A 24281-nucleotide genomic window follows, 5' to 3' on the forward strand; every position below is an offset into this window, starting at 1 on the left:
AAAGAATGGAGCCTGATGAGTACTGATACTGACCCCGGCCACGGAAACTCCCCGGCGGCATGGACCGCTGTAGTGATCATGTTGGTCGCGTTCACGATCGGAACGCTCGCTTTCTGGTTCAACATCGCGTGGCTTGTATTCGCGTCGGCCGGGCTGGTTGTCGTTGGCCTGATTGTCGGCCAGGTGCTCAAGCGTCTTGGCTATGGCGTGGGTGGCGACAAGCTCACCCCCAAGACGCACAGCTAGAGTGCTTTCCGATTTAGTTGACGGCGCTCTTGAAGATGCCGCCGTCCGTCGAGAGTCGGTCAGCCTGGCCGCTGTCGAACGCGCTGCTGCTGACGCTGTTCCGGCTCTGGATGCTCTAGAAGCACTCTCTCCTCGAGACCGCGTGCACATCATCGCCGAGATCAAGCGGTCGAGCCCCTCCCGGGGCGCTCTCGCTGAGATTAGTGATCCGGCATCGCTTGCTGCCTCGTATCAAACCGGGGGAGCGAGTGCGATTAGCGTGCTCACCGAGCAACGTCGTTTCGGCGGGTCACTTGAAGACCTCGTAATGGTGAAGTCTGTTGTGCGTCTGCCGGTGTTGCGCAAGGATTTCATCGCTGAGCCCTATCAAGTGTTCGAGGCTCGTGCTGCTGGCGCTGACCTCGTGCTCTTGATCGTGGCTGCACTCGATCAAGAGACGTTGACTACGTTGTACAACCTGATTGTGCAATTGGGTATGACTCCGTTGGTCGAAACGCACTCGGCTGAGGAAGTCTCTCGAGCACTCGACGTCGGCGCTAGCTTGGTTGGCGTCAACGCTCGCAACTTGAGCACCTTCGAACTTGACCAAAATTTGTTCGGCGAACTCGCTGATCAGATTCCTAGCGGAGTGATCCGCATCGCAGAGTCTGCTGTTAAGACAGCCGCGGATGTTGCGCACTATCGCAACGCTGGTGCGGATGTCGTTCTTGTCGGCGAAGCTCTCGTCACAGGCGATCCCATCGCTACTCTGCAAGACTTTTTGGACTGCTAATGCTGAAAGATGAACTGGGCCCCTACTTTGGTGAGTTTGGCGGCCGATTCGTACCTGAATCGCTCATCGCGGCCCTCGATGAACTGGATGCCGCTTACAACGAGGCGAAGAATGATCCGGCGTTCATCGCCGAGCTCGCTGAGCTTCATGCAAGCTACACAGGGCGACCGTCGATCATCACCGAGGTCCCGCGTTTCGCTGAGCACGCTGGCGGAGCCCGGATTATTCTGAAGCGGGAAGATCTCAATCACACGGGTTCGCACAAGATCAACAACGTTCTCGGCCAAGCGCTGCTTGCGCGGCGTTTAGGCAAGACGCGGCTCATCGCAGAAACTGGTGCCGGTCAGCACGGCGTGGCTACCGCAACGGCCGCAGCACTCTTCGGCATGTCGTGCGTTGTCTATATGGGCGAGGTCGACACGGAGCGTCAGGCGCTGAACGTTGCACGCATGCGTCTTCTCGGTGCTGAAGTCATCCCAGTGACAGCAGGCTCTCGCACTCTCAAGGACGCCATTAACGAGGGATTGCGTGACTGGGTCGCCAATGTGGAAGACACGCACTACCTCATGGGTACTGTCGCTGGTCCTCATCCTTTCCCCGTGATGGTTCGTGACTTCCACCGTGTTATTGGTGACGAAGCGCGTAAGCAGGTCATCGCGTCAACCGGTGCGCTTCCCACTGCCGTCGCGGCGTGTGTGGGCGGCGGCAGCAATGCGATGGGTATTTTCCATGCGTTCCTCGACGACGCAGATGTCGCTCTTTACGGCTACGAGGCTGCTGGCGAAGGTCACTTGACTGAACGGCACGCTGCCACCCTTACTCGGGGTCGCCCGGGTGTTCTGCATGGAGCTCGCAGCTACATGCTTCAGGACGACGAAGGACAAACAGTTGAGTCGCATTCTATTTCAGCAGGACTCGACTATCCGGGTGTCGGACCAGAACACTCGTGGCTCAAAGACATTGGTCGCGCTAACTACGAGCCCATCACGGATGCTGAAGCCATGGAAGCTCTGCGGCTCCTCAGCCGCACCGAGGGCATCATTCCGGCAATCGAGTCGGCTCACGCTCTAGCTGGCGCAATCAAGCTCGGCAAAGAACTAGGTCCAGACTCGGTCATCCTCGTGAACCTCAGCGGTCGTGGAGACAAAGACATGGAAACCGCTGCCGAGTACTTCGAACTGATTGATTCTGCACACGGCCAGAAGTCAGGGGAGCAGCAGTGAGTGCAGTAGAAGCGGCGATCACCCGCGCCAACAGAGAACGCGGCGGCGCCCTCATCGGGTACCTACCCGTAGGATTTCCGACTGTTGCGGAGAGCATCGAAGCTGCTGTCGCGATGGCTGATAATGGTGTCGATGTTATCGAGCTTGGCCTGCCGTACTCCGACCCTGTGATGGACGGGCCCGCTATCCAAAAGGCAACCCAGACAGCCTTGTCGAATGGTTTTCGCCTTCAGGATGGTTTTGATGCGGTCCGCGAGATTACCTCCCGCGTGTCGGCGCCGGTCGTTCTCATGAGCTACTGGAACCCCATCATGCAGTACGGAGTCGATCGATTCGCTGACGAGCTTAAGGCCGCTGGCGGAGCCGGAATCATCACCCCTGACCTCGTGAGCGATGAAGCAGCTGATTGGATAGCCGCTTCAGAGCGCACCGGGCTTGATCGCGTCTTTCTCGCGGCTCCGTCGTCGAGCGATGCACGTCTTGTTCGCGCTGTAGGAGCGAGCACTGGTTTCGTGTACGCCGTTTCAACCATGGGGATCACTGGCGCACGATCTGACGTGGATGCCGCAGCAAAGACTCTCGTGGCGCGGTTGCGCGATGCAGGGTCTACCAGCGCGTGTGTCGGCTTGGGTATTTCCACAGCCGACCAAGTACGAGAAGTTTTGACCTATGCCGACGGCGCGATTGTCGGCTCAGTGTTCGTTAGTGCGTTGTCGTCCGGCGGGGTGGATGCTGTTGCGAAGACTGCAGCGTCACTCGCGACCGGTACTCTTGCTTAGTCGCAGTCCAGAAAGGTGACCTCCTTGTCATTAGTGCCCTTCAGTATCCCGAGCCCACCTGACTCGTGGTCGACGCTTGTTACGATCCCGTTTGATCAGTGGTTCAGTGCTGTGGGGCTCAATTTCGGACAAGCTGTGCAGATCAACACCTATGCGATTTGCATCTTGCTGGGCATCATTGCCGCGACGATGTTGACCTCCCGACGACTCACGCGTCACGGAGCTGAGCCCGGAATTGTGCTCGACATCATCATTTGGGCTGTTCCTCTGGGCCTGGTTGGTGCGCGCCTCTATCACGTCGCCACTCATCCCGGTGATTACTTCTACGAGGGCGCCGACCCGTGGGAGATTATACGCATCTGGAACGGCGGTAACGCCATCTTCGGCTCACTCATCGGCGGTGCGGTAGGAGCTTTCATCGGTGCTCGCATGACCGGCATCCGGTTCTGGAGCTTTGCGGATGCACTCGCTCCCGCAATGCTATTGGCGCAAGCCATCGGTCGCCTCGGTAACTACTTCAACCAAGAGCTTTTCGGTCAGCCGACTGCGCTTCCCTGGGGGCTTCAGATCGACTCCGGAAATTCCGCGATCCCTGTCGGACTTCCTGCCGACACGCTCTTCCACCCCACATTCCTCTACGAGATGATCTGGAATGTGGTCGGCATCGTGTTCTTGCTCACGATGGAGCGCCAGTACGGATTCGTGAAGAAGCATGTTCTCGGACTTAAGCTTCCGGTATTCGCTCCCACCGGCCCTGTGCGACTGCAGTGGGGCAAGGTCTGGGCGCTGTACATGATCTGGTACGGCATCGGCCGTGTCTGGTTCGAATCGATCCGGATCGACCCCAGCGAGGTCATCATGGGACTGCGGGTGAATGTCTGGGGTGCCCTGCTGACAATCGTGATTGGTGTGGTGCTCTTCATCATTCAGTCACGCCGTCATGTCGGCGCGGAAAAGACGGCCTACGTGGATGGTCACGTGTGGAGTGCCGATGGTGTTGTAAACTCCGAAGATCGTTATTCCGAGCATGACATTGTCGTCAACGCTGTCGAGGAGTCCGCTCCCGTCATAGCTTCGAAATAGTCCGCCACAAGCGGTCGCACCCTCTCGGGCCTGAAACAGGCACCGAAAATTGTCTCTGGGCCATAGAAGTCCCTCTCCGCACCAGTAATACGTGAGGACGGTACGGCATGGCTGTTACCCCACCCTTTGAACGCTTTGGTTCTATCCCCGCAGCACAGGGGATGTACGACCCAACAAATGAGAAAGATGCTTGCGGGCTCGCCATGGTGGCGACTCTGCGCGGCACTCCCGGTCACGACATTATTGCAACCGCCCTTGAGGCGTTGCGTAATCTCGAACACCGTGGCGCTGTAGGTTCCGACGCTGGCACCGGCGACGGTGCTGGCATCATGACTCAGATTCCGGATGCCTTTTTCCGCGACGTTGTCGATTTCGAGCTGCCCTCCATGGGGCGCTACGCGGTCGGCATCGCGTTCCTTCCCCTCGACACTGCAGCGCGCGCTGAAGTGAAGGAGGGTATCGAGAGGCTCGCGGAAGAGGAAGACCTCACCGTCCTCGGTTGGCGTGAAGTTCCCATTCAGCCCGGCGAGCTCGGCTCCCTTGCTCGCGGGGCCATGCCTGCGTTCGAGCAATTGTTTTTGCAGTCGAAGCGAGTCGACCTGAAGGGCACGCTTCGCGGCATCCATCTCGATCGTCAGACCTATCGTTTGCGCAAGCGCTCGGAACGTGATCTGCACGTGTACTTCCCGTCACTCTCCTGCCGCACGATCACGTATAAGGGCATGGTGACTACTCTCCAGCTAGAGCCCTTCTATCCTGACTTGTCCGACGAGCGCTTCGCGTCGAAGCTCGCTCTCGTTCACTCCCGGTATTCGACGAACACGTTCCCGTCGTGGCCGCTGGCTCAGCCCTTCCGTATGGTTGCCCACAATGGTGAGATCAACACCGTGCAGGGAAACCGCAACTGGATGCGCGCACGCCAATCACAGCTCGAGTCGGCGGTCTTCGGCGACATCAAAGACATCCTGCCGGTTAATACACCCGGCGCCAGCGACTCGGCGTCGTTTGACGAGGTTGTAGAGCTTCTTAACTTGGCCGGGCGTTCGCTCCCGCACGCCATGATGATGATGGTGCCAGAGGCCTACGAAAACCAGACAGATACCGATCCTCGTCGTCGTGCGTTCTATGAGTACCATTCGATGCTCATGGAGCCCTGGGACGGCCCGGCTGCACTCGTATTCACCGATGGTTCGCTCGTGGGTGCCACGCTCGACCGCAACGGGCTCCGTCCCGGACGGTACTTGGTAACAGACGATGGTCTTGTTGTTCTCGCCAGTGAAATTGGTGTCTTCGATGTTGAGCCAACGAAGGTGGTCCGCAAGGGGCGCCTCCGCCCCGGCAAGATGTTCCTCGTGGACACCGCAGCGGGACGTCTCATCGAAGATGATGAGATTAAGGCTGAACTAGCCGCGTCGCAACCGTGGGCCGAATGGCTTGAAAGTGGGCGGATCGCACTCGAGGAACTCCCTGAGCGCGAACACATTGTGCACACTCCTGCTTCCGTTACTCGACGCCAGCGCACCTTTGGCTACACCGAAGAGGAAGTGCGCATTCTGATTGAGCCGATGTCCCGGCTGGGCGCTGAGCCCCTGGGCGCCATGGGATCGGACACCCCGATCGCCGTGCTCTCACAACGCCCGCGTCTTCTCTTCGATTACTTCACTCAGCAGTTCGCGCAGGTCACGAACCCGCCACTCGACTCAATTCGCGAGGCTGTCGTCACGTCGATGCGACTCGGCATCGGGCCCCAGCGCAACCTATTGAACGCCACGCCGGAGCACGCCAAGCAAGTCGCTTTGCCTTTCCCCGTGATCGACAACGACGAGCTAGCCAAAATCCAGCACATTGAACCGCATCCCGGCAGTCGTCTCTCGACGACCATCAAGGGACTGTACAGAGTTGACGCTGGCCCTTCGGCCATGGAATCTCGACTTGCCGAGATGTGTGCTGAAGCGGACGCGGCGATCGCTGCCGGCGCAGAGTTCATCGTGCTCTCCGATCGCGACTCGAACAAGGACCTCGCGCCTATCCCGTCATTGTTGATGCTCGCGACGGTCCACCACCACCTCATCCGCCAGCAGGAACGCATGAAAGTGGGCATGATCGTTGAGGCGGGCGATGTGCGCGAAGTTCATCACGTTGCGCTGCTTGTGGGCTATGGCGCTTCTGCGATCAACCCCTATTTGGCGATGGAATCAGCCGAAGAACTCGTCCGTAACGGCACCATCACCGATGTCACGCCCGAGAAGGCTGTTCGCAATCTCATCACTGCCCTCGGCAAGGGTGTTTTGAAGATCATGTCGAAAATGGGTATATCCGTTGTGAGCTCCTATGCAGGAGCTCAAGCGTTTGAAGCGGTAGGTCTCTCACAGGCGTTTGTTGACCAGTACTTCACCGGCACGAAGAGTATCCTTGGCGGCGTCGGTCTCGACGCTATCGCTCGAGAGAATGCTGAACGGCACGTTGCTGCGTATCCCGAAGATCGTGCACCCACCGCTCACGAACGCCTCAACACGGGGGGCGAATACCAGTGGCGTCGCGAGGGTCCACCGCACCTCTTCAACCCTGAGACGGTCTTCAAGCTCCAGCATTCCACGCGAAACCGTCGGTACGACATCTTCCGCGAGTACACCTCCAAGGTTGACGAGCAGGCAGAGAACCTGATGACACTCCGTGGGCTCTTCAGGTTCAAGAAGGATGAACGCACCCCCATCTCAATCGATGAGGTCGAGCCGGTTTCAAGCATTGTCAAGCGCTTCAGCACTGGCGCGATGAGTTATGGTTCCATCAGCAAGGAAGCACACGAAACTCTTGCGATCGCGATGAATCAGCTCGGAGCGCGTTCCAACACGGGCGAGGGTGGCGAGGATGTCGATCGACTACTCGATCCCACGAGACGCAGCGCCATCAAACAGGTTGCCTCGGGCCGTTTTGGCGTAACAAGCATGTACCTGACTCATGCAGACGACATCCAGATCAAGATGGCTCAGGGAGCCAAGCCTGGTGAGGGTGGCCAGTTGCCTGCAGGCAAGGTATATCCATGGATTGCACGGACGCGCCACGGCACGCCCGGTGTGGGGCTCATCTCGCCGCCGCCTCATCACGATATCTATTCGATCGAAGACCTCAAGCAGCTTATTTTCGACCTCAAGCGGTCCAACCCGTCTGCTCGAGTCCACGTCAAGCTCGTGAGTCAGAAAGGCATTGGCGCAGTTGCTGCTGGTGTCACGAAGGCAAAAGCCGACGTCGTTCTTGTCTCCGGCCACGATGGCGGCACAGGGGCGAGCCCTTTGAATTCGCTCAAGCACGCCGGTACTCCCTGGGAGATCGGCTTGGCAGAGACTCAGCAGACACTCATGCTCAACGGCATGCGTGATCGAGTTGTTGTTCAGGTAGATGGCCAGATGAAGACCGGTCGCGATGTCATCGTGGGTGCGCTGCTTGGTGCTGAAGAGTATGGTTTTGCCACCGCACCTCTCGTTGTGTCTGGGTGCATTCTCATGCGCGTTTGTCATCTCGACACCTGCCCAGTGGGGGTAGCCACACAGAACCCTGAGTTGCGTGAGCGCTTTACGGGTAAGCCTGAGTTCGTCGTCAATTTCTTCGAGTTCCTGGCTCAAGAAGTGCGTGAATATCTCGCTGAGCTCGGCTTCCGTACGCTCGAAGAAGCGATTGGACACAGTGAGCTTCTCGACGTCGATCGGGCGGTTTCGCATTGGAAAACTGACGGGCTCGATTTGTCTCCTATCTTCGAAGGACCGCATTTCAGCGAAACTGAACCTCGTACTCACGCGGTTGAACAGGATCATGAACTCGCTGAGCACTTCGACCAGCAGCTCATTCAGTTGAGCGCGGCCGCCCTCGAAAACAAGCAGCCGGTAGAGATCGATCTGCACGTTCGCAACACGGACCGTGCAGTCGGGACCATGCTGGGTCACGAGGTAACCCGTCGTCACGGCGAGCACGGACTTCCTACCGACACGATCACTATTACGCTTCACGGTTCTGCCGGTCAGTCGCTCGCGGCTTTCGTGCCAGCAGGTATTTCGATCAAGCTCTATGGCGATAGCAATGACTATGTCGGTAAGGGTTTGTCTGGTGGCTCGGTTGTCGTGCGGCCCGATCTCTCTAGCGTGTTTGCGGCTGAGAAGAACGTAATCGCCGGAAACGTCATCGGCTACGGAGCCACGAGCGGAAGTATCTTCATCCGCGGCAAGGTCGGCGAGCGGTTCATGGTCCGCAACTCCGGCGCAACTGCCGTAGCTGAAGGTGTCGGAGACCACGCACTTGAGTACATGACGGGTGGGCTGGCACTTATTCTTGGCACTACCGGTCGCAACCTGGGTGCTGGAATGTCTGGCGGCACGGCATACATCCACCAACTCCGAGAGGAGCGCGTCAACGGTGACTCCCTGAGCTCGGGAGAGCTCGTGTTGAGCGGGCTCGGCAGTGGCGATATCGAAATCGTCAAGGATCTCCTCGAACGTCATCTCGAAGAGACCGGGTCAGTCGTTGCCGAAGGCATGTTGGCAGATATGGATGCCACGGCAGCCCAGTTCACGAAGGTCACCCCTCGTGATTACGCCGCCGTCATCCAAACTCGAGAGACTGCATTAGCCGAGGGACTCGACCCCGACGGGGACGTTACTTGGGCACGAATTAGGGAGGTAACCGGTGGCTGATCCGAAGGGATTCCTCAAGGTTCAAGAGCGAGAGCTTCCAAAGCGGCGCCCCGTCAGTCTTCGACTGATGGACTACAGGGAGGTCTACGAGCAGCAGGAGTCGGGTCAACTGACACGCCAAGCTGGTCGCTGCATGGATTGTGGTGTGCCGTTTTGTCATCAGGGCTGCCCGCTCGGCAACCTGATCCCGGAGTGGAATGACCTCATGCGTCGCGGTGAGAGCGCGGAAGCCATTGAACGCCTCCATGCAACGAACAACTTCCCAGAATTCACGGGGCGTTTGTGCCCGGCTCCCTGCGAGAGCTCGTGTGTGCTGGGTATTAACCAGCCGGCAGTGACCATCAAGCAGATCGAGGTCTCGATCATCGATCAAGCCTTTGCAGACGGTAACGTCACGCCCCACCCGCCTGGGCGGCTCACAGGTAAGACTGTGGCTGTTGTCGGTTCCGGGCCAGCTGGCCTTGCCGCTGCGCAACAGCTCACTCGCGCTGGCCACACCGTTGCAGTATTCGAACGCGAAGACCGCATCGGAGGATTGCTGCGTTATGGCATCCCTGATTTCAAAATGGAAAAGCGTCATATTGAGGCTCGACTGGCGCAAATGCAGGCAGAGGGAACACGGTTCCGTGCCGGCGTCACTATCGGCGTCGATATCTCTTGGAGCGATCTGCGTTCGCGCTACGACGCTGTTGTAGTTGCGACAGGTGCCACCGTGCCTCGAGACCTTCCGATTCCGGGTCGCGATGCGCTAGGCGTGCATTTCGCGATGGACTATCTCGTTCAATCGAACCGCGCTGTTGCGGGCGACACTGTCAGCGAGCAAATCACTGCGGAGGGAAAGCACGTCGTTGTGCTCGGCGGTGGAGACACAGGAGCTGACTGTATCGGTACCGCGCACAGACAGGGCGCTCTCTCGGTCACCAACCTCGCAATCGGCGTGCAGCCCCCCAGCGAACGTCCTGAACACCAGCCCTGGCCGCTTACACCTACGTTGTTCGAGGTTTCCAGCGCCCACGAAGAAGGTGGCGAGCGCCAGTACCTGGCGTCGACAGTGGAGTTCGTCACCAATTCTGTGGGTGAAGTTCGAGCCATTCGAGTCGCAGAGACCGAGTTCGTTGACGGCCGTCGCGTGCCTAAGGTTGGCACTGAGCGTGAGATCCCCGCAGATCTTGTGCTTCTCGCCCTCGGTTTCACCGGTCCAGAAACTGACACGCTCGACAAGCAGCTCCCACTCGAAGCTGATGCTCGAGGTAACCTCACTCGTGACGACAATTACGAGAGCGGAACTCCCGGCGTGTACGTCGCAGGAGATGCCGGTCGCGGCCAGTCGCTCATAGTCTGGGCGATCGCTGAGGGAAGGGCTGCAGCATCCGCTGTTGATCGCTACCTTGAGGGGGAGACACAATTGCCGTTCCCCGTTCGACCGGACGATCGCGGTATGTCCCTCTAGAAGTTTCACCACCACCACCACCACCACCAACCCGTCAAAGGAAGATATGAGACGCGCTAAAATCGTCGCGACCCTCGGCCCGGCTACGTCGAGCTACGAGAACATCAGGGCAATCATCGATGCAGGTGTCGATGTTGCTCGCATGAACCTCAGCCATGGAAGCTACGCCGTCCACGAAGAGGTGTACGCGAACGTTCGTCGCGCCGCGCAGGATGCTGGCAAGCCGGTAGCGGTGATGGTTGACCTTCAAGGGCCCAAAATTCGTCTTGGCAAGTTTGAAGACGGCCCCTACGATCTCGCTGTCGGAGACACTTTCAAGATCACGATCGAAGACATCGTGGGTAATCGCGAAATCTGCGGAACTACCTTCAAGGGCTTGCCTCAAGACGTTGCTCCCGGTGACTTCCTCTTGATTGACGACGGCAAGGTCAAAGTGAAGGTTGTGAGCGCAACTGACACCGTCGTGACCACTGAAGTAGTCGTCGCCGGTGCAGTTTCTAACAACAAGGGAATCAACCTTCCCGGCGTAGCGGTGAACGTTCCTGCTCTCTCTGAGAAGGATGAAGACGATCTTCGTTGGGGGCTGAAGCTCGGTGCAGACCTCATCGCGCTGTCCTTCGTGCGTAACGCGGATGACATCGTCCGCGTCCACGAAATCATGGACGAAGAAGGACGACGCGTTCCCGTCATCGCCAAGATTGAAAAGCCTCAGGCAGTCGATCACCTCGAAGCAATCGTGGACGCTTTTGATGCGATCATGGTGGCCCGTGGAGATCTTGGCGTCGAACTTCCCCTTGAGGCGGTGCCGATCGTCCAGAAGCGCACTGTCGAGCTTGCGCGCCGTATGGCTAAGCCCGTGATCGTTGCGACTCAGATGCTTGAATCGATGATTTCGAGCCCTGTTCCGACTCGCGCCGAGACGTCCGACGTTGCGAACGCCATCCTTGATGGTGCGGATGCCGTCATGCTCAGTGGGGAGACCAGCGTAGGGGAGTACCCCGTCATCACCGTTCAAACGATGGCAAAGATCGTTGAGTCGACAGAAGAGCACGGTCTTGACCGCATCGCTGAGCTCGGCACGAAGCCAAAGACCCAGGGCGGCGCGATCACTCTGGCTGCCGCAGAAGTTGCTTCCTTCGTCGAGGCTAAGTTCGTCTGCGTTTTCACCGAGTCAGGTGACTCCGCTCGGCGTATGTCGCGCTTGCGCTTCCGGATCCCGATGAAGGCATTCACCCCGAGCCCAGAAATTCAGCGTCGCATGTCGTTGATCTGGGGCATTGAGTCCTTCATCGTTGACCGCGTCACGCACACCGATGAAATGTACCGCCAGGTCGACGAAATTCTTCTCGGTCAAGAACTTGCTGAAGTCGGCGACAGGGTCGTAGTGATTTCGGGTTCCCCTCCCGGAATTTCCGGTTCCACTAACGACTTGAGAGTGCACATCATTGGCGATGCCGTCAATGCCAAGGCACCGGCTTGGGCTACGAAGTAGCGTCAGGACGCTTCTGAGGCTCCTCAGCGGCACGAACTTTCGAGTTCGTGCCGCTGAGGTCGTTAATGAGAAAAACCGAGAGCGCTCTATGCTCCCGGTTTTCCCGTCGAAATGTTGTGCCGAATGTGGGACTCGAACCCACACGTCCTTTCGAACAAAGCATTTTGAGTGCTCCGCGTCTACCATTCCGCCAATTCGGCTGACTACAACGCTGAATAGAATACCGTAGGCTTGCCTGTGTGACTGACCAAAACACCAATCAAACTGCTCCTCGCCGCGTTGTCGTTGCCGAAGATGAGTCGCTCATTCGCATGGACATTGTCGAAATCTTGCGGGATGCCGGCTACGAGGTAGTCGGAGAAGCCGGTGACGGCGAGACCGCTGTTGCCCTTGCGACCGAGCTGCGTCCCGATCTGGTCATCATGGATGTCAAGATGCCTCAGCTCGATGGAATCTCCGCAGCAGAGCGTCTCAGCGCCAACCACATCGCTCCTGTAGTCCTGTTGACAGCGTTCAGCCAGAAGGAACTCGTGGAGCGTGCTTCTGAGGCCGGTGCTCTGGCGTACGTGGTGAAACCGTTCACCCCCAACGACTTGCTGCCTGCGATCGAGATCGCTCTCAGCCGCTATACCCAGATCATCACGCTCGAGGCCGAGGTCAGCGACCTTGTCGAGCGCTTCGAGACGCGCAAGCTCGTCGACCGCGCCAAGGGGCTTCTCAACGAGAAGATGGGGCTCAGCGAGCCAGACGCCTTCCGTTGGATTCAGAAGGCCTCTATGGATCGCCGTCTCACCATGCACGACGTTTCGCAGGCAATCATCGATCAGTTGAGTGCCAAGAAGTAGAAGCTTCGCTAAAGACCCGGTGCGTCTCGCAATCACGAGACCCACCGGGTTTTTGGTTTTTTGGGCGTGCGACACGCCCGTGGTTACGTCGTGGGGCGATCTTTCAGTATGTTCGTAATCCGGATTGTAGAGAGTCGGCGCTCCTGCTCATCGCGAATGACGATCTCGTGGGTTGCTAATGTGCGCCCGAGCGCGAGCGCTGTGCACGTAGCGGTCACGACACCGGAGCGCGCTGACCGGCTATGAGTGGCATTGATCTCGATCCCCATGGCAATGCGCCCGGGGCCGGCATGGATCGCCGAGGAAATCGAGCCCAAGGACTCTCCGAGCACGACGTGTGCTCCGCCGTGAAGGATGCCGATTACTTGGGTGTTGCCTTCCACCGGCATCGTCGCGACGGAACGTTCAGCTCCCAGCTCGAGAAACTCGATGCCCATTTTTCGCGTGAGTGATCCGCCACCAGACTCAACGAGGCGAGCAATTAGTTCAGGATCGAGGTCGTCGGGGTACTTCACAGAGGGTGTCCTTCGTGTTGGGCCGTTTCCGCTGTCGGCAGCCCCGGCTAGGCTGGCTGCGTGTCGGATTCCCAAAAGCCTACTCTTATGATCATTGACGGCCACTCGCTGGCCTTCCGAGCCTTTTATGCGCTCCCTGTCGACAGTTTTCAGAACCGCGAGGGGCAGCACACCAATGCCATCCACGGTTTCTTGTCGATGTTGATTTCACTTCTTCAGAATGAGAAACCAACACACCTCGCGGTCGCATTCGATATTTCGCGGTACTCCTTCCGCACCCGCGAGTACCCCGAATACAAGGGAACTCGCAGCGAGACGCCCGTCGAGTTCGTCGGCCAAATACCGCTGCTCGAAGAAGCGCTGAAGGCCATGGGCATTCAGACGCTCAGCAAAGAGGACTTCGAAGCCGACGACATCCTCGCCACTCTGGCCCACGAGGGCTCAGAGAACGGCTATCGCGTGCTCGTGGTCTCAGGCGACCGCGATGCGATCCAGATGGTCAATGACAATGTCACGTTGCTCTACCCGAACGCTCGCGGTGTTTCTGAGCTCAAGCGGTACGACCGTGATGCTGTCGTCGAGCGATATGGCGTTGAACCCCATCAGTATCCGGATGTCGCAGCACTCGTCGGAGAGGCCAGCGATAACCTCATCGGCGTCGACAAGGTGGGGGAGAAGACCGCTGTTAAATGGGTCAATCTGTACGGGTCGCTCGACGAGGTGCTGGCTCACGCCGAAGAGATCAAGGGCGTCGTAGGTCAGAATCTTCGTGATCAGATTGATCGCCCTGTACGTAACCGCAAGCTCAACCACTTGTTGACGACTGTTGAGTTGCCGGTGAGCGTTGGTGACCTTGACCGCCGACCAATCGACGAGGCAGCCGTCCGTGAGGTATTTGATCGTCTGCAGTTCAAGACGTTGCTGCAGCGAGTAATGAAGATAGCTGCCGCCGAACGGGGCGATGAAGCAGCTGCCGCTACATCATCCGATGCCGTCGATGACGCGGCGGCTATTCCTGCCGTCCGAACCATGGTCGACGAAGAGCTCGCAAAATGGCTTTCTACCAACAGCAAAGACAACACGGCGCCGCTCGGGCTCACCGTCACGAGCGTAGACGGCGTTGTCACCGGGCTGGGGCTCGCGACCGCCAGCGAGACAGCTTTCGTTCCGTGGGCTGCAGAGCGCCCCGACTACGAGGCGCTCACTACCTGGCTCGCGAGTGATTCCCCTAAGTTCATGCACTCCGCCAAGACGCAACTGAAGGTTGCCGCGAACTCTGGCCTGGATATTTCCGGAGTTGCCTTCGACACGATGTTGGCCGCTTGGGTGCTCAAGCCGAGTGGTAAGCCCGAGGAGCTTGAGGCGCAGGTCTATAACTACCTCGGTGAAACGATCGAGCAGGGTGATCCCAATCAGTTGGTCCCCGAAACCGAGGAAATGAGTCCGGCGACTAAGTCGTGGTATGTCGTGCGGCTCGCCGAGTACCTTGCGTCGCGCCTCGACGAGGGGTCCCTTGCCGTTCTCACCGACATCGAAATGCCGCTCGTGCCCGTCTTCGCGCAGATGGAACGTACGGGAATCGCAGTAAACCGCCAGCTGCTCACTGACCTGAGTTCCTCGCTCAGCACGACAGCGGCCGACGTCGCCCGCAATGCGTTTGAAGTCATTGGTCGTGAGATCAATCTCGGCAGCCCTAAACAGCTACAAGACGTGCTATTCACCCAGCTTGAGATGCCAAAAACCCGTGCCAACAAGACCGGGTTCTCGACGGACGCTGCCAGTCTCGCTGATCTCCAAGAACAAGCGCCGCACCCGTTCCTCGATCTGTTGCTTCAGCATCGTGATGCGACGAAGCTGGTTCAAATCATCACCGGTATTGAGAAGGCTATCGATGATTCCGGTCGTGTCCACACGACGTATGAGCAGGCGGGATCGAGTACGGGACGCATTGCCTCAAACGATCCCAATCTGCAAAATGTGCCAGTCAAAACTGCCACGGGGCGACAAATTCGCGCGTCGTTCGAAGCGGGCGCAGGATACGACACTCTGCTCACTGCGGACTACTCGCAGATCGAGATGCGAATTATGGCTCATCTCTCCGGTGACGAGGGTCTTATCCAAGCCTTCAACGACGGAGAGGACCTCCACCGTTTCGTCGGCTCTCGCATTTTCGGCGTCGAGCCAGCAGACGTGACTGCCGAAATGCGCACCAAGGTTAAGGCGATGTCCTACGGGCTCGCCTACGGTTTGAGTGCGTTCGGCCTGAGCAAGCAGTTGCGTATCGAGACCAGTGAAGCAAAGGCGCTAATGACTGACTACTTTGCTCGCTTCGGCGCGGTACGTGACTATTTGCGCAACGTAGTTGAGCAGGCTCGAGTCGACGGGTACACCACGACGATTTTCGGTCGTCGTCGTCCCTTCGGCGATCTCAACTCCAAGAATCGCGTTCTGCGGGATAACGCAGAGCGTCAGGCCCTCAACTCACCTATCCAAGGTTCGGCAGCCGACATTCTCAAGCGGGCAATGCTGCAGATCGATGCTGATATCCGCAGTGAGGGACTCCAGTCGCGCATGCTGCTCCAAGTGCACGACGAATTAGTGTTTGAAATCGCTGGGGGAGAACTCGAGCGAATGACTACACTCGTTCATGAGCGAATGTCAGGGGCTGCGTCGTTGACGGTTCCGCTCGATGTACAAATTGGTACGGGTCACAATTGGGACGCTGCCGCGCATTAATCGCGCCAGTGGCGTACCCCGTGCGCCGCATACGGCACGCACGAGCAACACGCGAGCACCCCACGAAGGAGCAGATGTGAGTAGCAGAACAGTCACTGTTGGTTCGAAAGTGGGGCTGCACGCCCGCCCCGCTTCGGTGTTCGCCCGGGCCGTTGCTGAGAGCGGCGTTGTAGTGATGCTGACTGATGCCGCGGGTAAGACCGTGAACGCGGGCAGCATCCTTAGCGTGCTCTCGATGGGTATCGCCTACGGAGACACGATCACGCTCAGCTCTGACGATGAGAGCGCGGGCCCCGCGCTGGATTCTCTCGCGCAGCTGCTCGCAAGCGAACTCGACAACTAACACGCCCACCCGGCAACCTGAAGGAGCCCGACAACGATGTCAGAGACGAACACCTCATCCGCAGCATCTCACCACGCGCCTCGTGCGGCCACCCCCATCGACGCGATCGCCGAGGAGTGGGTGGAAAAGCTGGTCGAGCTCAACCCTGCTATCGGCACGTATATCGGTTCACCGGGGGAGCACGCAGGCTATGCCGACTACTCGCCCGAAGGTCACGCGGATGTGGTCGCGGCTACCCGCGAAGTGCTGGCACGTCTAGAAGCAGCTCCGATCGTCGATGATGTCGACGTCGTCACCAAGACAGAGCTGGTCTCGACGCTCAAGCTCGATCTCGATTCCGATGCCGCTCAATTGTGGAAACGGGATCTCAACAACCTCGCTAGCCCTGCTCAAGATATTCGTGGTGTTCTTGACTTGATGCCGACCGCCACTGAAGCGGATTGGTCTGTCATCGCCGATCGCCTCCACAACGTCCCCGAGGCAATCAATGGCTACATCGCTACGCTTCGCCACGGAATTGAAGGTTCAGTCGTTCCTGCCGAGCGTCAAGTTGCTGAAGTGATCGCTCAAGCGCGGCAAATCGCGGCTCCCGGCGGATTCTTCGACTCCTTCATCGCTCAGGCCGCCACAGTCGGTGGCAGTAGCAAACTTAACTCCGCTTTGTCGGAGGGAGCAGCGGCTGCAGCTTCCAGCTATCAGAAGCTCGAACGCTTCTTAGCCGAGGAGCTGGCGCCGAAGGCAACGTCGCAGGATGCATTTGGTCGCGATCTGTACGCGCTGCAGTCGCAGTCGTTCCTTGGCGCGAAGATCGACCTCGACGAGACCTATGAATGGGGAATCGAGGAGCTTGCGCGCATGACGGCCGAGCAACAGGAGATTGCTCACGAGATCAAGCCGGGCGCTTCTATTGCTGAAGCGATCGAGCTTCTCGACGCTGATCCCTCTCGCACACTCCATGGCACGGATGCACTGCAGCAGTGGATGCAGAAACTGAGCGATGAGGCGATCGAGGCGCTGGCGGGCACCCACTTCGACATTGCTGAACCGATGCGCGCTCTCGAGTGCATGATTGCCCCCACGCACGATGGAATCATCTACTACACCGGCCCCAGCGATGACTTCTCGCGCCCCGGCCGCATGTGGTGGTCTGTTCCCGAATCGGTAACGGAGTTCACGACCTGGCGCGAAGCTACAACCGTCTATCACGAGGGCGTTCCCGGCCACCACCTCCAAATCGCTCAGGCTGTCTACAATCGCGATCAGCTCAACACGTATCGCCGACAGCTGGCCGGCTCCTCAGGCCACGCCGAAGGCTGGGCGCTCTATGCCGAGCGGCTCATGAGCGATCTGGGCTTCCTTGACGACCCAGCCAACCGTCTCGGCATGCTCGACGGCCAGCGGATGCGAGCGGCTCGGGTTGTTCTCGACATCGGCGTGCACCTCGGCAAGCCCAAGCTCACGGGTTCTGGCGTGTGGGATTGGGACTATGCGCTCGATTTCATGACGAACAACGTCACTCTAGATCCCGCGAACGTGCTGTTTGAAGTGAACCGTTACTTCGGGTGGCCAGGGCAAGCTCCGTCCTACAAGGTTGGCCAGCGCATTTGGGAACAGTTGCGAGACGAGTGCCAAGCCATCGAGGGCGCGGACTTTGATCTGAAAGAGTTCCACCGGCGTGCTCTCAACGTTGGCGGCGTCGGTCTCGACACGCTCCGTACGGCGCTTTTGGCTCCATACTCGTTGTCGTAAGTTCACGGCCACGGACTCGCTGCAGGCGACTTCCGGCTCGTCGCGAGTGTGGCTAGAGTGAACTCCGCGAAGTGCCGGCGCTTCATGGTTGGTTTTGTGGCGACTGAGGGGCTAGGCTGGAGTGTCGCAATTGCGACTTCTTATTCGCCTGCCTTCGGCGATCCACAAGATCATTTCGTCGCTGGCCCAATTATGCGCTTCCTGAAGCGTGACCCATACCGGAGCAACTACTACATGACAAACGCAACGACCGACAAGGCACCCAAGCAGGTCGCCATCAATGACATTGGATCTGCTGAAGATTTCCTCGCCGCGGTCGAAAAGACGCTGAAGTTCTTCAACGATGGTGACCTTATCGAAGGTACCGTCGTCAAGATCGACCGTGACGAGGTTCTCCTCGACGTCGGTTACAAGACTGAGGGTGTCATTCCCTCTCGTGAACTTTCCATCAAGCACGACGTTGACCCCACAGAGGTCGTTAACGTTGGTGACACCGTTGAGGCCCTCGTTCTCCAGAAGGAAGACAAAGAAGGCCGCCTCATCCTGTCCAAGAAGCGCGCACAGTACGAGCGTGCTTGGGGCGACGTCGAGAAGATCAAGGAATCGGATGGCGTTGTCACCGGTTCGGTCATCGAGGTCGTCAAGGGTGGACTCATCGTTGACATCGGACTTCGTGGATTCCTCCCGGCATCGCTCATCGAGCTGCGCCGTGTTCGTGACCTCACGCCGTACCTCGGCCAGGAGATCGAAGCCAAGATCCTCGAGCTTGACAAGAACCGCAACAACGTTGTTCTGTCGCGCCGTGCACTCCTTGAAGAGACGCAGTCGGCTAGCCGCACTTCGTTCCTCAACAACCTCGCCAAGGGCCAGGTTCGCAAGGGTGTCGTTTCATCGATCGTCAACTTCGGTGCTTTCGTTGACCTTGGCGGCGTAGACGGCCTCGTCCACGTTTCTGAGCTCTCGTGGAAGCACATCGAGCACGCTTCAGAAGTTGTTGAAGTTGGCCAGGAAGTCACGGTTGAAATCCTCGAGGTTGACCTCGAGCGTGAGCGCGTGTCGCTGTCGCTCAAGGCAACGCAGGAAGACCCGTGGCAGGTATTTGCCCGCACCCACGCAATCGGACAGGTTGCTCCCGGTAAGGTCACCAAGCTCGTTCCGTTCGGTGCGTTCGTTCGCGTCGCAGACGGCATCGAGGGCCTCGTGCACATCTCCGAGCTTTCGGGTAAGCACGTTGAACTCGCTGAGCAGGTCGTGTCAGTTGGCGACGAAGTATTCGTCAAGGTCATCGACATCGACCTCGAGCGTCGCCGCATCTCGTTGAGCCTCAAGCAGGCCAACGAGGGTGTTGACCCCGAGGGTACCGAGTTCGACCCGGCTCTCTACGGAATGCTCACGGAGTACGACGACCAGGGTAACTACAAGTACCCAGACGGCTTCGACCCCGAGACTAACGAGTGGAAAGACGGCTTCGAGTCGCAGCGCGAGAAGTGGGAGCAGGATTACGCTGCTGCCCAGGGTCGCTGGGAACAGCACAAGAAGCAGGTTGCCGCTGCAGCGATTCAGGAAGAGTCGATCAGCAGTGCGCCCGCCGGAGCATCCTCGTTCTCGAACGACGACGCTGCATCGAGTGCAGGCGCCGGAACGCTCGCGGACGACGAGACTCTCGCCGCTCTTCGTGAGAAGCTCTCGAGCAACAACTAGTAGCACCGATCTCAACGCTGTGGCCAGTCTCCTTAGGGAGACTGGCCACAGTCAGTTAAGCGGCGTCGGAGAGTGGTGGATTATGCGCATCGCTGCACAGCTGGCCGCGCAGCACTCGAGAATGAGCAAGCGCACTCTGCCCCTATGGGACGAGAGAGGTGGTGCGGCGGGCTCGTCTCACCCGAACTACGAGAAGAACGATGAGCCCAATGATCGCTAGTACACCCAGTACTGGCACGATGAGGGCGAGCACGCTCAGCAGAACGCTGCTGATGTCCTCAACGGTGCTGACGACAGGCGCGGCGGCTCCTGCGGTAGCGGCATTCAGCGCTGGTCGCACGGCCATTTTAGCGGCATGAGTCGCGAGCGCTAGAACGATGCCTACCACGACGGGCACCCACGCAGTTGACGAAAAGAAGGACGCAGGATCGCTGACGACGGCAGTCTCTGAGGCCGCACCCGTTCCGAAGGCGATTCCGCCAGCGGCCGGTCGAATCACTGTCTGGATCCAATCATTGATTGAATCAACAACAGGAACTTTATCCGCTACGAGTTCAACGATGAGCAGTACAACAAGAATGCCGATAACCCACGGGTTCTCTAGCCAGACCCAGGCGACGGGGAGCTCAACGAAGTCGAAGACCCGCCCCGCGACACCCAAGATCAACAGGGGTATGTAGGCATTGAGCCCAGCTGCGACAGCCAGTCCGCTGCCGGTCAAAACTTCGAGCATCCGCAGTTCCTTCCTCCAGGCTGAGGTTAGCATTAGGGCATGCACTTGATTGCGCTCACGGGAGGCATTGCCTCCGGAAAATCGACAGTAGCGTCACGGTGGGCTGAGCATGGTGCCATCGTCGTTGATGCGGATGCCTTAGCCCGCGAGGTGGTGGAAGCTGGTTCGCCGACCTTGCAAGCGATCGTCGAGCGGTTCGGTGTCGACGTCCTGCACGAAGACGGCTCGCTCAATCGGCAAGCGCTCGGGGCTGCGATTTTTAGCGACACAGATGCCCGAGAAGCGCTGAATGCAATCACGCACCCGGCGATTAGCGCACTTGCACAACACCGCTTCGATGACGCTGCTGCTCGAAACTCTGAAGCTTTCATCGTTTACGACGTGCCACTGCTCGTGGAGTCACGGCAATCACTCTCCAAGTTCGGAGCAGTCGTGACAGTCGAGGCGGATGCTGACATCCGCGTAGAAAGACTGGTCGAACATCGCGGGATGGATCGCGCCGCGGCCGAGCGGCGGGTGGCATCGCAGGCTGCTGAAGAAGAGCGCCGAGCGATTGCCGATTTCGTTGTCGACTCAGGGGACTCGCTTGAGGACACTACTGCGCGTGCTGACGAGATCTGGTTCGCACTGGTGGAGAAACTCCAGTCTGCACACTGAGTGCGCGCTATCACACAACACTCAGGCTCGTTGTCAGTGCCCCTGTTTACACTTGAGGGATGCAACCAACTCGATCTGTGCGTCCTTTTGAGGTAATCAGCGAGTACTCGCCTTCAGGCGACCAGCCTCAGGCCATCAAGGAATTGGCTCAGCGAATTAACGCCGGTGAGACCGACATCGTTCTGCTGGGAGCCACAGGAACGGGCAAGTCGGCGACGACGGCGTGGCTTATCGAGCAGGTACAACGACCGACACTCATCATGTCGCACAATAAGACTCTCGCGGCCCAGCTTGCTAACGAGTTTCGTGATCTCATGCCTAACAACGCGGTGGAGTATTTCGTTTCGTACTACGACTACTACCAGCCGGAGGCGTACATCCCTCAGACGGATACATTCATCGAGAAAGACTCCTCGGTAAATGCTGAAGTGGAAAGACTTCGACACTCCACAACGAATTCGCTGCTGAGCCGTCGAGACACCGTCGTTGTGTCGACCGTATCGAGCATCTACGGCCTGGGCGCCGCTGAGTCGTATCTAGAAGCGATGATTGCCCTACAGGTGGGTATGCGAATTGATCGCGAAGCTCTGATTCGCAAGTTTGTCGGCATGCAATACCAGCGCAACGACTACGACTTCTCGCGAGGCAACTTTCGTGTGCGTGGCGACACTATTGAGATCATTCCGGTGTACGAAGAGCTTGCGATCCGGATTGAAATGTTCGGGGATGAGATCGAAGCGCTGTATTCACTTCACCCTCTCACGGGCGAGATCGTGAAGAAGATGGATTCGGTTTCAGTTTTTCCGGGCACTCATTATTCTGCGAGCCCTGAAACGATCAAGACGGCGATCGTCTCCATTCAAGAAGAGTTGGCAGAGCGGCTCGCGGTTCTCGAGCGTCAGGGCAAACTGCTTGAAGCGCAGCGACTGCGGATGCGCACGACATTCGACATCGAGATGATGGAGCAGATCGGCTTCTGTAACGGCATTGAGAACTACTCGTTGCACATGGACGGTCGGCAGCCTGGTGAACCTCCAAGCTGTCTCCTTGACTACTTCCCTGACGACTTCTTAGTTGTACTCGATGAGTCACACGTCACCGTCCCGCAGATCGGTGCGATGTACGAAGGCGATGCTTCCCGCAAGCGAACACTGGTGGAGCACGGTTTCCGCCTCCCGAGCGCTCTCGACAATCGTCCACTCAAATGGGAGGAGTTTCTCGATCGTGTGGGACAAAAGGTCTACCTCTCGGCAACTCCGGGCAAGTACGAACTCGGCATAACCGACTCAATTGTTGAGCAGGTCATCCGTCCCACCGGTCTTATTGACCCGCAGATCGTGGTGAAGCCGTCCAAAGGCCAAATTGACGACCTACTTGAACAGATCACCCTGCGCGTCGAGAAGAACGAACGTGTCTTGGTTACGACTTTGACCAAAAAAATGGCCGAGGAACTGACCGAGTTCCTGTCCGAGAATGGCGTACGAGTGCGCTATTTACACTCCGATGTAGACACGTTGCGTCGCGTCGAGCTGCTTACGGAGCTCCGACAGGGAGTGTACGACGTTCTCGTAGGCATCAACCTGTTGCGAGAAGGTCTCGACCTTCCTGAGGTGTCGCTTGTCGCGATTCTCGACGCAGATAAGGAAGGTTTCTTACGCTCGTCGACATCACTCATCCAGACCATCGGTCGTGCAGCCCGCAACGTTTCGGGCGAGGTCCACATGTATGCGGATGTTGTCACTCGATCGATGGCTTTCGCCATCGAGGAGACTGACCGTCGCCGCGAGAAACAGATCGCCTACAACACTGAGCATGGAATTGATCCGCAACCACTTCGCAAGAAGATCGCGGACATCACGGATGCGCTTCTACGCGAGGGCGCGGATACAGCAGAGCTTCTCGCTACCCGCAGTCGAGATGGAAAGAAGCGCACTCCGACGCCCAACCTCAAACGGGAAGGTATCGCAGCCGCTGGGGGTAACGACCTCGAGCAGATCATTTCGGACCTCAACGACCAAATGTTGCAGGCCGCGTCTGAACTCAAGTTCGAGCTCGCCGCACGGCTTCGTGACGAAGTCCAAGACCTCAAGAAAGAACTGCGCCAGATGGAACAGGCCGGACATTTGAAGTAATAGCCACCGTTGTGACTACTTTTCGCGACGGTGAAGAGACTCGTGCAGGTTAATGAACGCCCGCTCTGATTCGATTGAATCGAAGGAAACTGCGGTGGATCGTGCTGCGTCCCTCCGGTTTTCGACCGGCTCTTCACCGAGAACGCGAATGGCGTGCTCAATGTGAGAGAGTTCTGGTTCCACAGTGAGCCCCCCGCCACTCACGAAGGCAATTGGGATGCCACGGGTGTGGGAGTTCACGACGGGCGTTCCCGTCGCGAGAGCCTCAAGGGCGATCGCGTGACCAGCATGACCGCCTGTGGTCACCAGCGCGATGTCTGCTGTCGCGAATACTTCGGCACGTTCGTCAAGTTCAAGATCGCGTGCACTAAGAAATTGAACAGGTAGTTCGGCTGAACTGCGCTCAAGACGACTGCGGAGTGGGCCGTCGCCCAGGATGACGAGATGCACGTCCTTACCGGACGCGGTCATCCTTCTGATGAGATCGATCGCGAGAGCTGGTTGTCCTGCTGAGGTGAGGGGAGTAGCGCAGAGCAGCACTAAGTCAGCGTCGCTGGAGTCGCGCAAGCCACTGTTGTGGCGGAGTGGGGAAAACACCTCAAGATTGACTCCGTCTGGAGCATTCATGGGGTTCTCGGTATCAAGCGTCGTACTGGTCGAATGACGATCAGCACTGGGGACGCCCCCGTGAGGGCCTGCTGTCACGGGATCACTTGCCGGATGAGGTGACACACTCACGACCCGGTCGTAACCCGCCACGTCGCTGTGGGACGAGAAGGCCTCTTCGAGCGGAGTATCGACGATGAAAATTGCTGGCACGCTGCTACTCAATGCCCACGCTCCCAGCTCTCGAGCGCTCAACCGATCAGCGACCTCAATCTGATCGGGGACAAGTTTTTCTAATGCTCGCCGAATCGCCTTCGCTACCGGCACAAAGCCGCGAGCGAGTGCGCGGCCGCGGGCGGGGACAGTGACGACGGTGCCGTATTCCGCCCACGTAACGGAGGGCTCTGTGCCAGGCACGATAACCGTAAACTCGTGGCCCGCTGCGCGGTAGGCGAGACCACGAGAGCGAACCGCGCTCGACGGAGCGAGCGCGGGAACAGCGTAAAAGCTCGTGACGTGCGCAATGTGCATACTGCC

Annotated in this window: 18 protein-coding genes and 1 tRNA gene; 15 read left to right on the forward strand and 4 right to left on the reverse strand. The window is 58.4% G+C overall.

Annotated features, from left to right (window positions below; translation table 11 throughout):
* Positions 1-15 precede the first annotated feature (15 nt).
* The 8 genes from AACZ26_RS07805 (at position 16) to pyk (ending at position 11727) form a co-directional block, all read left to right on the forward strand.
* Complete coding sequence (locus AACZ26_RS07805; protein ID WP_339620451.1) at positions 16-246, forward strand: DUF6704 family protein; 231 nt, start codon at positions 16-18, stop codon at positions 244-246.
* A 1-nt stretch (position 247) separates the two neighbouring features.
* Positions 248-1018, forward strand: a complete 771-nt coding sequence (trpC, locus tag AACZ26_RS07810; protein WP_339620452.1) for an indole-3-glycerol phosphate synthase TrpC — start codon at positions 248-250, stop codon at positions 1016-1018.
* Entirely contained in the window at positions 1018-2241 is a 1224-nt protein-coding gene (trpB, locus tag AACZ26_RS07815; RefSeq protein WP_339620453.1) for a tryptophan synthase subunit beta, read from the forward strand. The genes trpC and trpB overlap by 1 nt, the downstream gene beginning before the upstream one ends.
* Positions 2238-3020 (forward strand): tryptophan synthase subunit alpha, encoded by a 783-nt coding sequence (trpA, locus tag AACZ26_RS07820; protein ID WP_339620454.1) that lies wholly within the window; start codon positions 2238-2240, stop codon positions 3018-3020. Before trpB ends, trpA begins: the two co-directional genes overlap by 4 nt.
* Positions 3021-3053: 33 nt before the next feature.
* On the forward strand, positions 3054-4103 hold the full coding sequence (gene lgt, locus AACZ26_RS07825) for a prolipoprotein diacylglyceryl transferase (RefSeq protein WP_339620652.1): 1050 nt from the start codon (positions 3054-3056) through the stop codon (positions 4101-4103).
* 107 nt (positions 4104-4210) lie between these two features.
* Positions 4211-8785 carry a glutamate synthase large subunit gene (gltB, locus tag AACZ26_RS07830; protein ID WP_339620455.1) on the forward strand — a complete coding sequence of 1525 codons (4575 nt, stop codon included), beginning with the start codon at positions 4211-4213 and terminating at the stop codon, positions 8783-8785.
* Positions 8778-10235, forward strand: a complete 1458-nt coding sequence (locus AACZ26_RS07835) for a glutamate synthase subunit beta (protein ID WP_339620456.1) — start codon at positions 8778-8780, stop codon at positions 10233-10235. The genes gltB and AACZ26_RS07835 overlap by 8 nt, the downstream gene beginning before the upstream one ends.
* Positions 10236-10281: 46 nt before the next feature.
* The gene (pyk, locus tag AACZ26_RS07840; RefSeq protein ID WP_339620457.1) at positions 10282-11727 is read left to right on the forward strand and encodes a pyruvate kinase; all 1446 of its coding nucleotides are present in this window, start codon (positions 10282-10284) and stop codon (positions 11725-11727) included.
* A gap of 117 nt (positions 11728-11844) precedes the next feature.
* On the opposite strand, the gene AACZ26_RS07845 is transcribed toward pyk, so the two are convergent.
* Positions 11845-11927 (reverse strand) — tRNA-Leu (locus tag AACZ26_RS07845).
* A 39-nt stretch (positions 11928-11966) separates the two neighbouring features.
* Here AACZ26_RS07845 and AACZ26_RS07850 point away from each other — a divergent pair.
* Positions 11967-12572, forward strand: a complete 606-nt coding sequence (locus tag AACZ26_RS07850) for an ANTAR domain-containing response regulator (RefSeq protein WP_100388959.1) — start codon at positions 11967-11969, stop codon at positions 12570-12572.
* Positions 12573-12655: 83 nt separating this feature from the next.
* Here the strand turns inward: AACZ26_RS07850 and AACZ26_RS07855 are convergent, their stop codons facing one another.
* On the reverse strand, positions 12656-13087 hold the full coding sequence (locus AACZ26_RS07855; RefSeq protein WP_339620458.1) for a hotdog fold thioesterase: 432 nt from the start codon (positions 13085-13087) through the stop codon (positions 12656-12658).
* Positions 13088-13174: 87 nt separating this feature from the next.
* On the opposite strand from AACZ26_RS07855, the gene polA reads away from it, so the two are divergent.
* The 4 genes from polA to rpsA all read left to right on the forward strand — a co-directional run bounded on the left by polA (position 13175) and on the right by rpsA (position 19616).
* On the forward strand, positions 13175-15823 hold the full coding sequence (polA, locus tag AACZ26_RS07860; RefSeq protein WP_339620459.1) for a DNA polymerase I: 2649 nt from the start codon (positions 13175-13177) through the stop codon (positions 15821-15823).
* 76 nt (positions 15824-15899) lie between these two features.
* Positions 15900-16166 carry an HPr family phosphocarrier protein gene (locus AACZ26_RS07865; RefSeq protein WP_339620460.1) on the forward strand — a complete coding sequence of 89 codons (267 nt, stop codon included), beginning with the start codon at positions 15900-15902 and terminating at the stop codon, positions 16164-16166.
* A 36-nt stretch (positions 16167-16202) separates the two neighbouring features.
* The gene (locus AACZ26_RS07870; RefSeq protein ID WP_339620461.1) at positions 16203-17915 is read left to right on the forward strand and encodes a DUF885 domain-containing protein; all 1713 of its coding nucleotides are present in this window, start codon (positions 16203-16205) and stop codon (positions 17913-17915) included.
* A 234-nt stretch (positions 17916-18149) separates the two neighbouring features.
* Positions 18150-19616 carry a 30S ribosomal protein S1 gene (rpsA, locus tag AACZ26_RS07875; protein ID WP_100389304.1) on the forward strand — a complete coding sequence of 489 codons (1467 nt, stop codon included), beginning with the start codon at positions 18150-18152 and terminating at the stop codon, positions 19614-19616.
* Positions 19617-19758: 142 nt separating this feature from the next.
* Here the strand turns inward: rpsA and AACZ26_RS07880 are convergent, their stop codons facing one another.
* Positions 19759-20349 carry a DUF4126 domain-containing protein gene (locus tag AACZ26_RS07880; protein WP_339620464.1) on the reverse strand — a complete coding sequence of 197 codons (591 nt, stop codon included), beginning with the start codon at positions 20347-20349 and terminating at the stop codon, positions 19759-19761.
* 39 nt (positions 20350-20388) lie between these two features.
* Here AACZ26_RS07880 and coaE point away from each other — a divergent pair, with 39 nt between their 5' ends.
* Entirely contained in the window at positions 20389-21006 is a 618-nt protein-coding gene (gene coaE / locus AACZ26_RS07885) for a dephospho-CoA kinase (protein WP_339620466.1), read from the forward strand.
* Positions 21007-21065: 59 nt separating this feature from the next.
* Positions 21066-23138: an excinuclease ABC subunit UvrB gene (uvrB, locus tag AACZ26_RS07890; RefSeq protein WP_339620468.1), complete on the forward strand. Its 2073-nt coding sequence runs from the start codon at positions 21066-21068 to the stop codon at positions 23136-23138.
* A 15-nt stretch (positions 23139-23153) separates the two neighbouring features.
* Here the strand turns inward: uvrB and AACZ26_RS07895 are convergent, their stop codons facing one another.
* Complete coding sequence (locus AACZ26_RS07895; protein WP_339620470.1) at positions 23154-24275, reverse strand: glycosyltransferase; 1122 nt, start codon at positions 24273-24275, stop codon at positions 23154-23156.
* Positions 24276-24281 lie beyond the last annotated feature (6 nt).

It is taken from the genome of uncultured Salinibacterium sp. (assembly GCF_963974405.1).
In the GTDB taxonomy this organism is placed as follows: Bacteria; Actinomycetota; Actinomycetes; order Actinomycetales; family Microbacteriaceae; genus Rhodoglobus.

What these genes read in the sequence shown, in the direction of transcription:
- AACZ26_RS07805 (WP_339620451.1), top strand. Translation starts at nt 16, where the DNA reads ATGAGTACTGATACTGACCCCGGCCACGGAAACTCCCCGGCGGCATGG.
- trpB (WP_339620453.1), top strand. Translation starts at nt 1,018, where the DNA reads ATGCTGAAAGATGAACTGGGCCCCTACTTTGGTGAGTTTGGCGGCCGA.
- gltB (WP_339620455.1), top strand. Translation starts at nt 4,211, where the DNA reads ATGGCTGTTACCCCACCCTTTGAACGCTTTGGTTCTATCCCCGCAGCA.
- pyk (WP_339620457.1), top strand. Translation starts at nt 10,282, where the DNA reads ATGAGACGCGCTAAAATCGTCGCGACCCTCGGCCCGGCTACGTCGAGC.
- polA (WP_339620459.1), top strand. Translation starts at nt 13,175, where the DNA reads ATGATCATTGACGGCCACTCGCTGGCCTTCCGAGCCTTTTATGCGCTC.
- AACZ26_RS07870 (WP_339620461.1), top strand. Translation starts at nt 16,203, where the DNA reads ATGTCAGAGACGAACACCTCATCCGCAGCATCTCACCACGCGCCTCGT.
- rpsA (WP_100389304.1), top strand. Translation starts at nt 18,150, where the DNA reads ATGACAAACGCAACGACCGACAAGGCACCCAAGCAGGTCGCCATCAAT.
- AACZ26_RS07880 (WP_339620464.1), bottom strand. Translation starts at nt 20,349, where the DNA reads ATGCTCGAAGTTTTGACCGGCAGCGGACTGGCTGTCGCAGCTGGGCTC.
- coaE (WP_339620466.1), top strand. Translation starts at nt 20,389, where the DNA reads ATGCACTTGATTGCGCTCACGGGAGGCATTGCCTCCGGAAAATCGACA.
- uvrB (WP_339620468.1), top strand. Translation starts at nt 21,066, where the DNA reads ATGCAACCAACTCGATCTGTGCGTCCTTTTGAGGTAATCAGCGAGTAC.
- AACZ26_RS07895 (WP_339620470.1), bottom strand. Translation starts at nt 24,275, where the DNA reads ATGCACATTGCGCACGTCACGAGCTTTTACGCTGTTCCCGCGCTCGCT.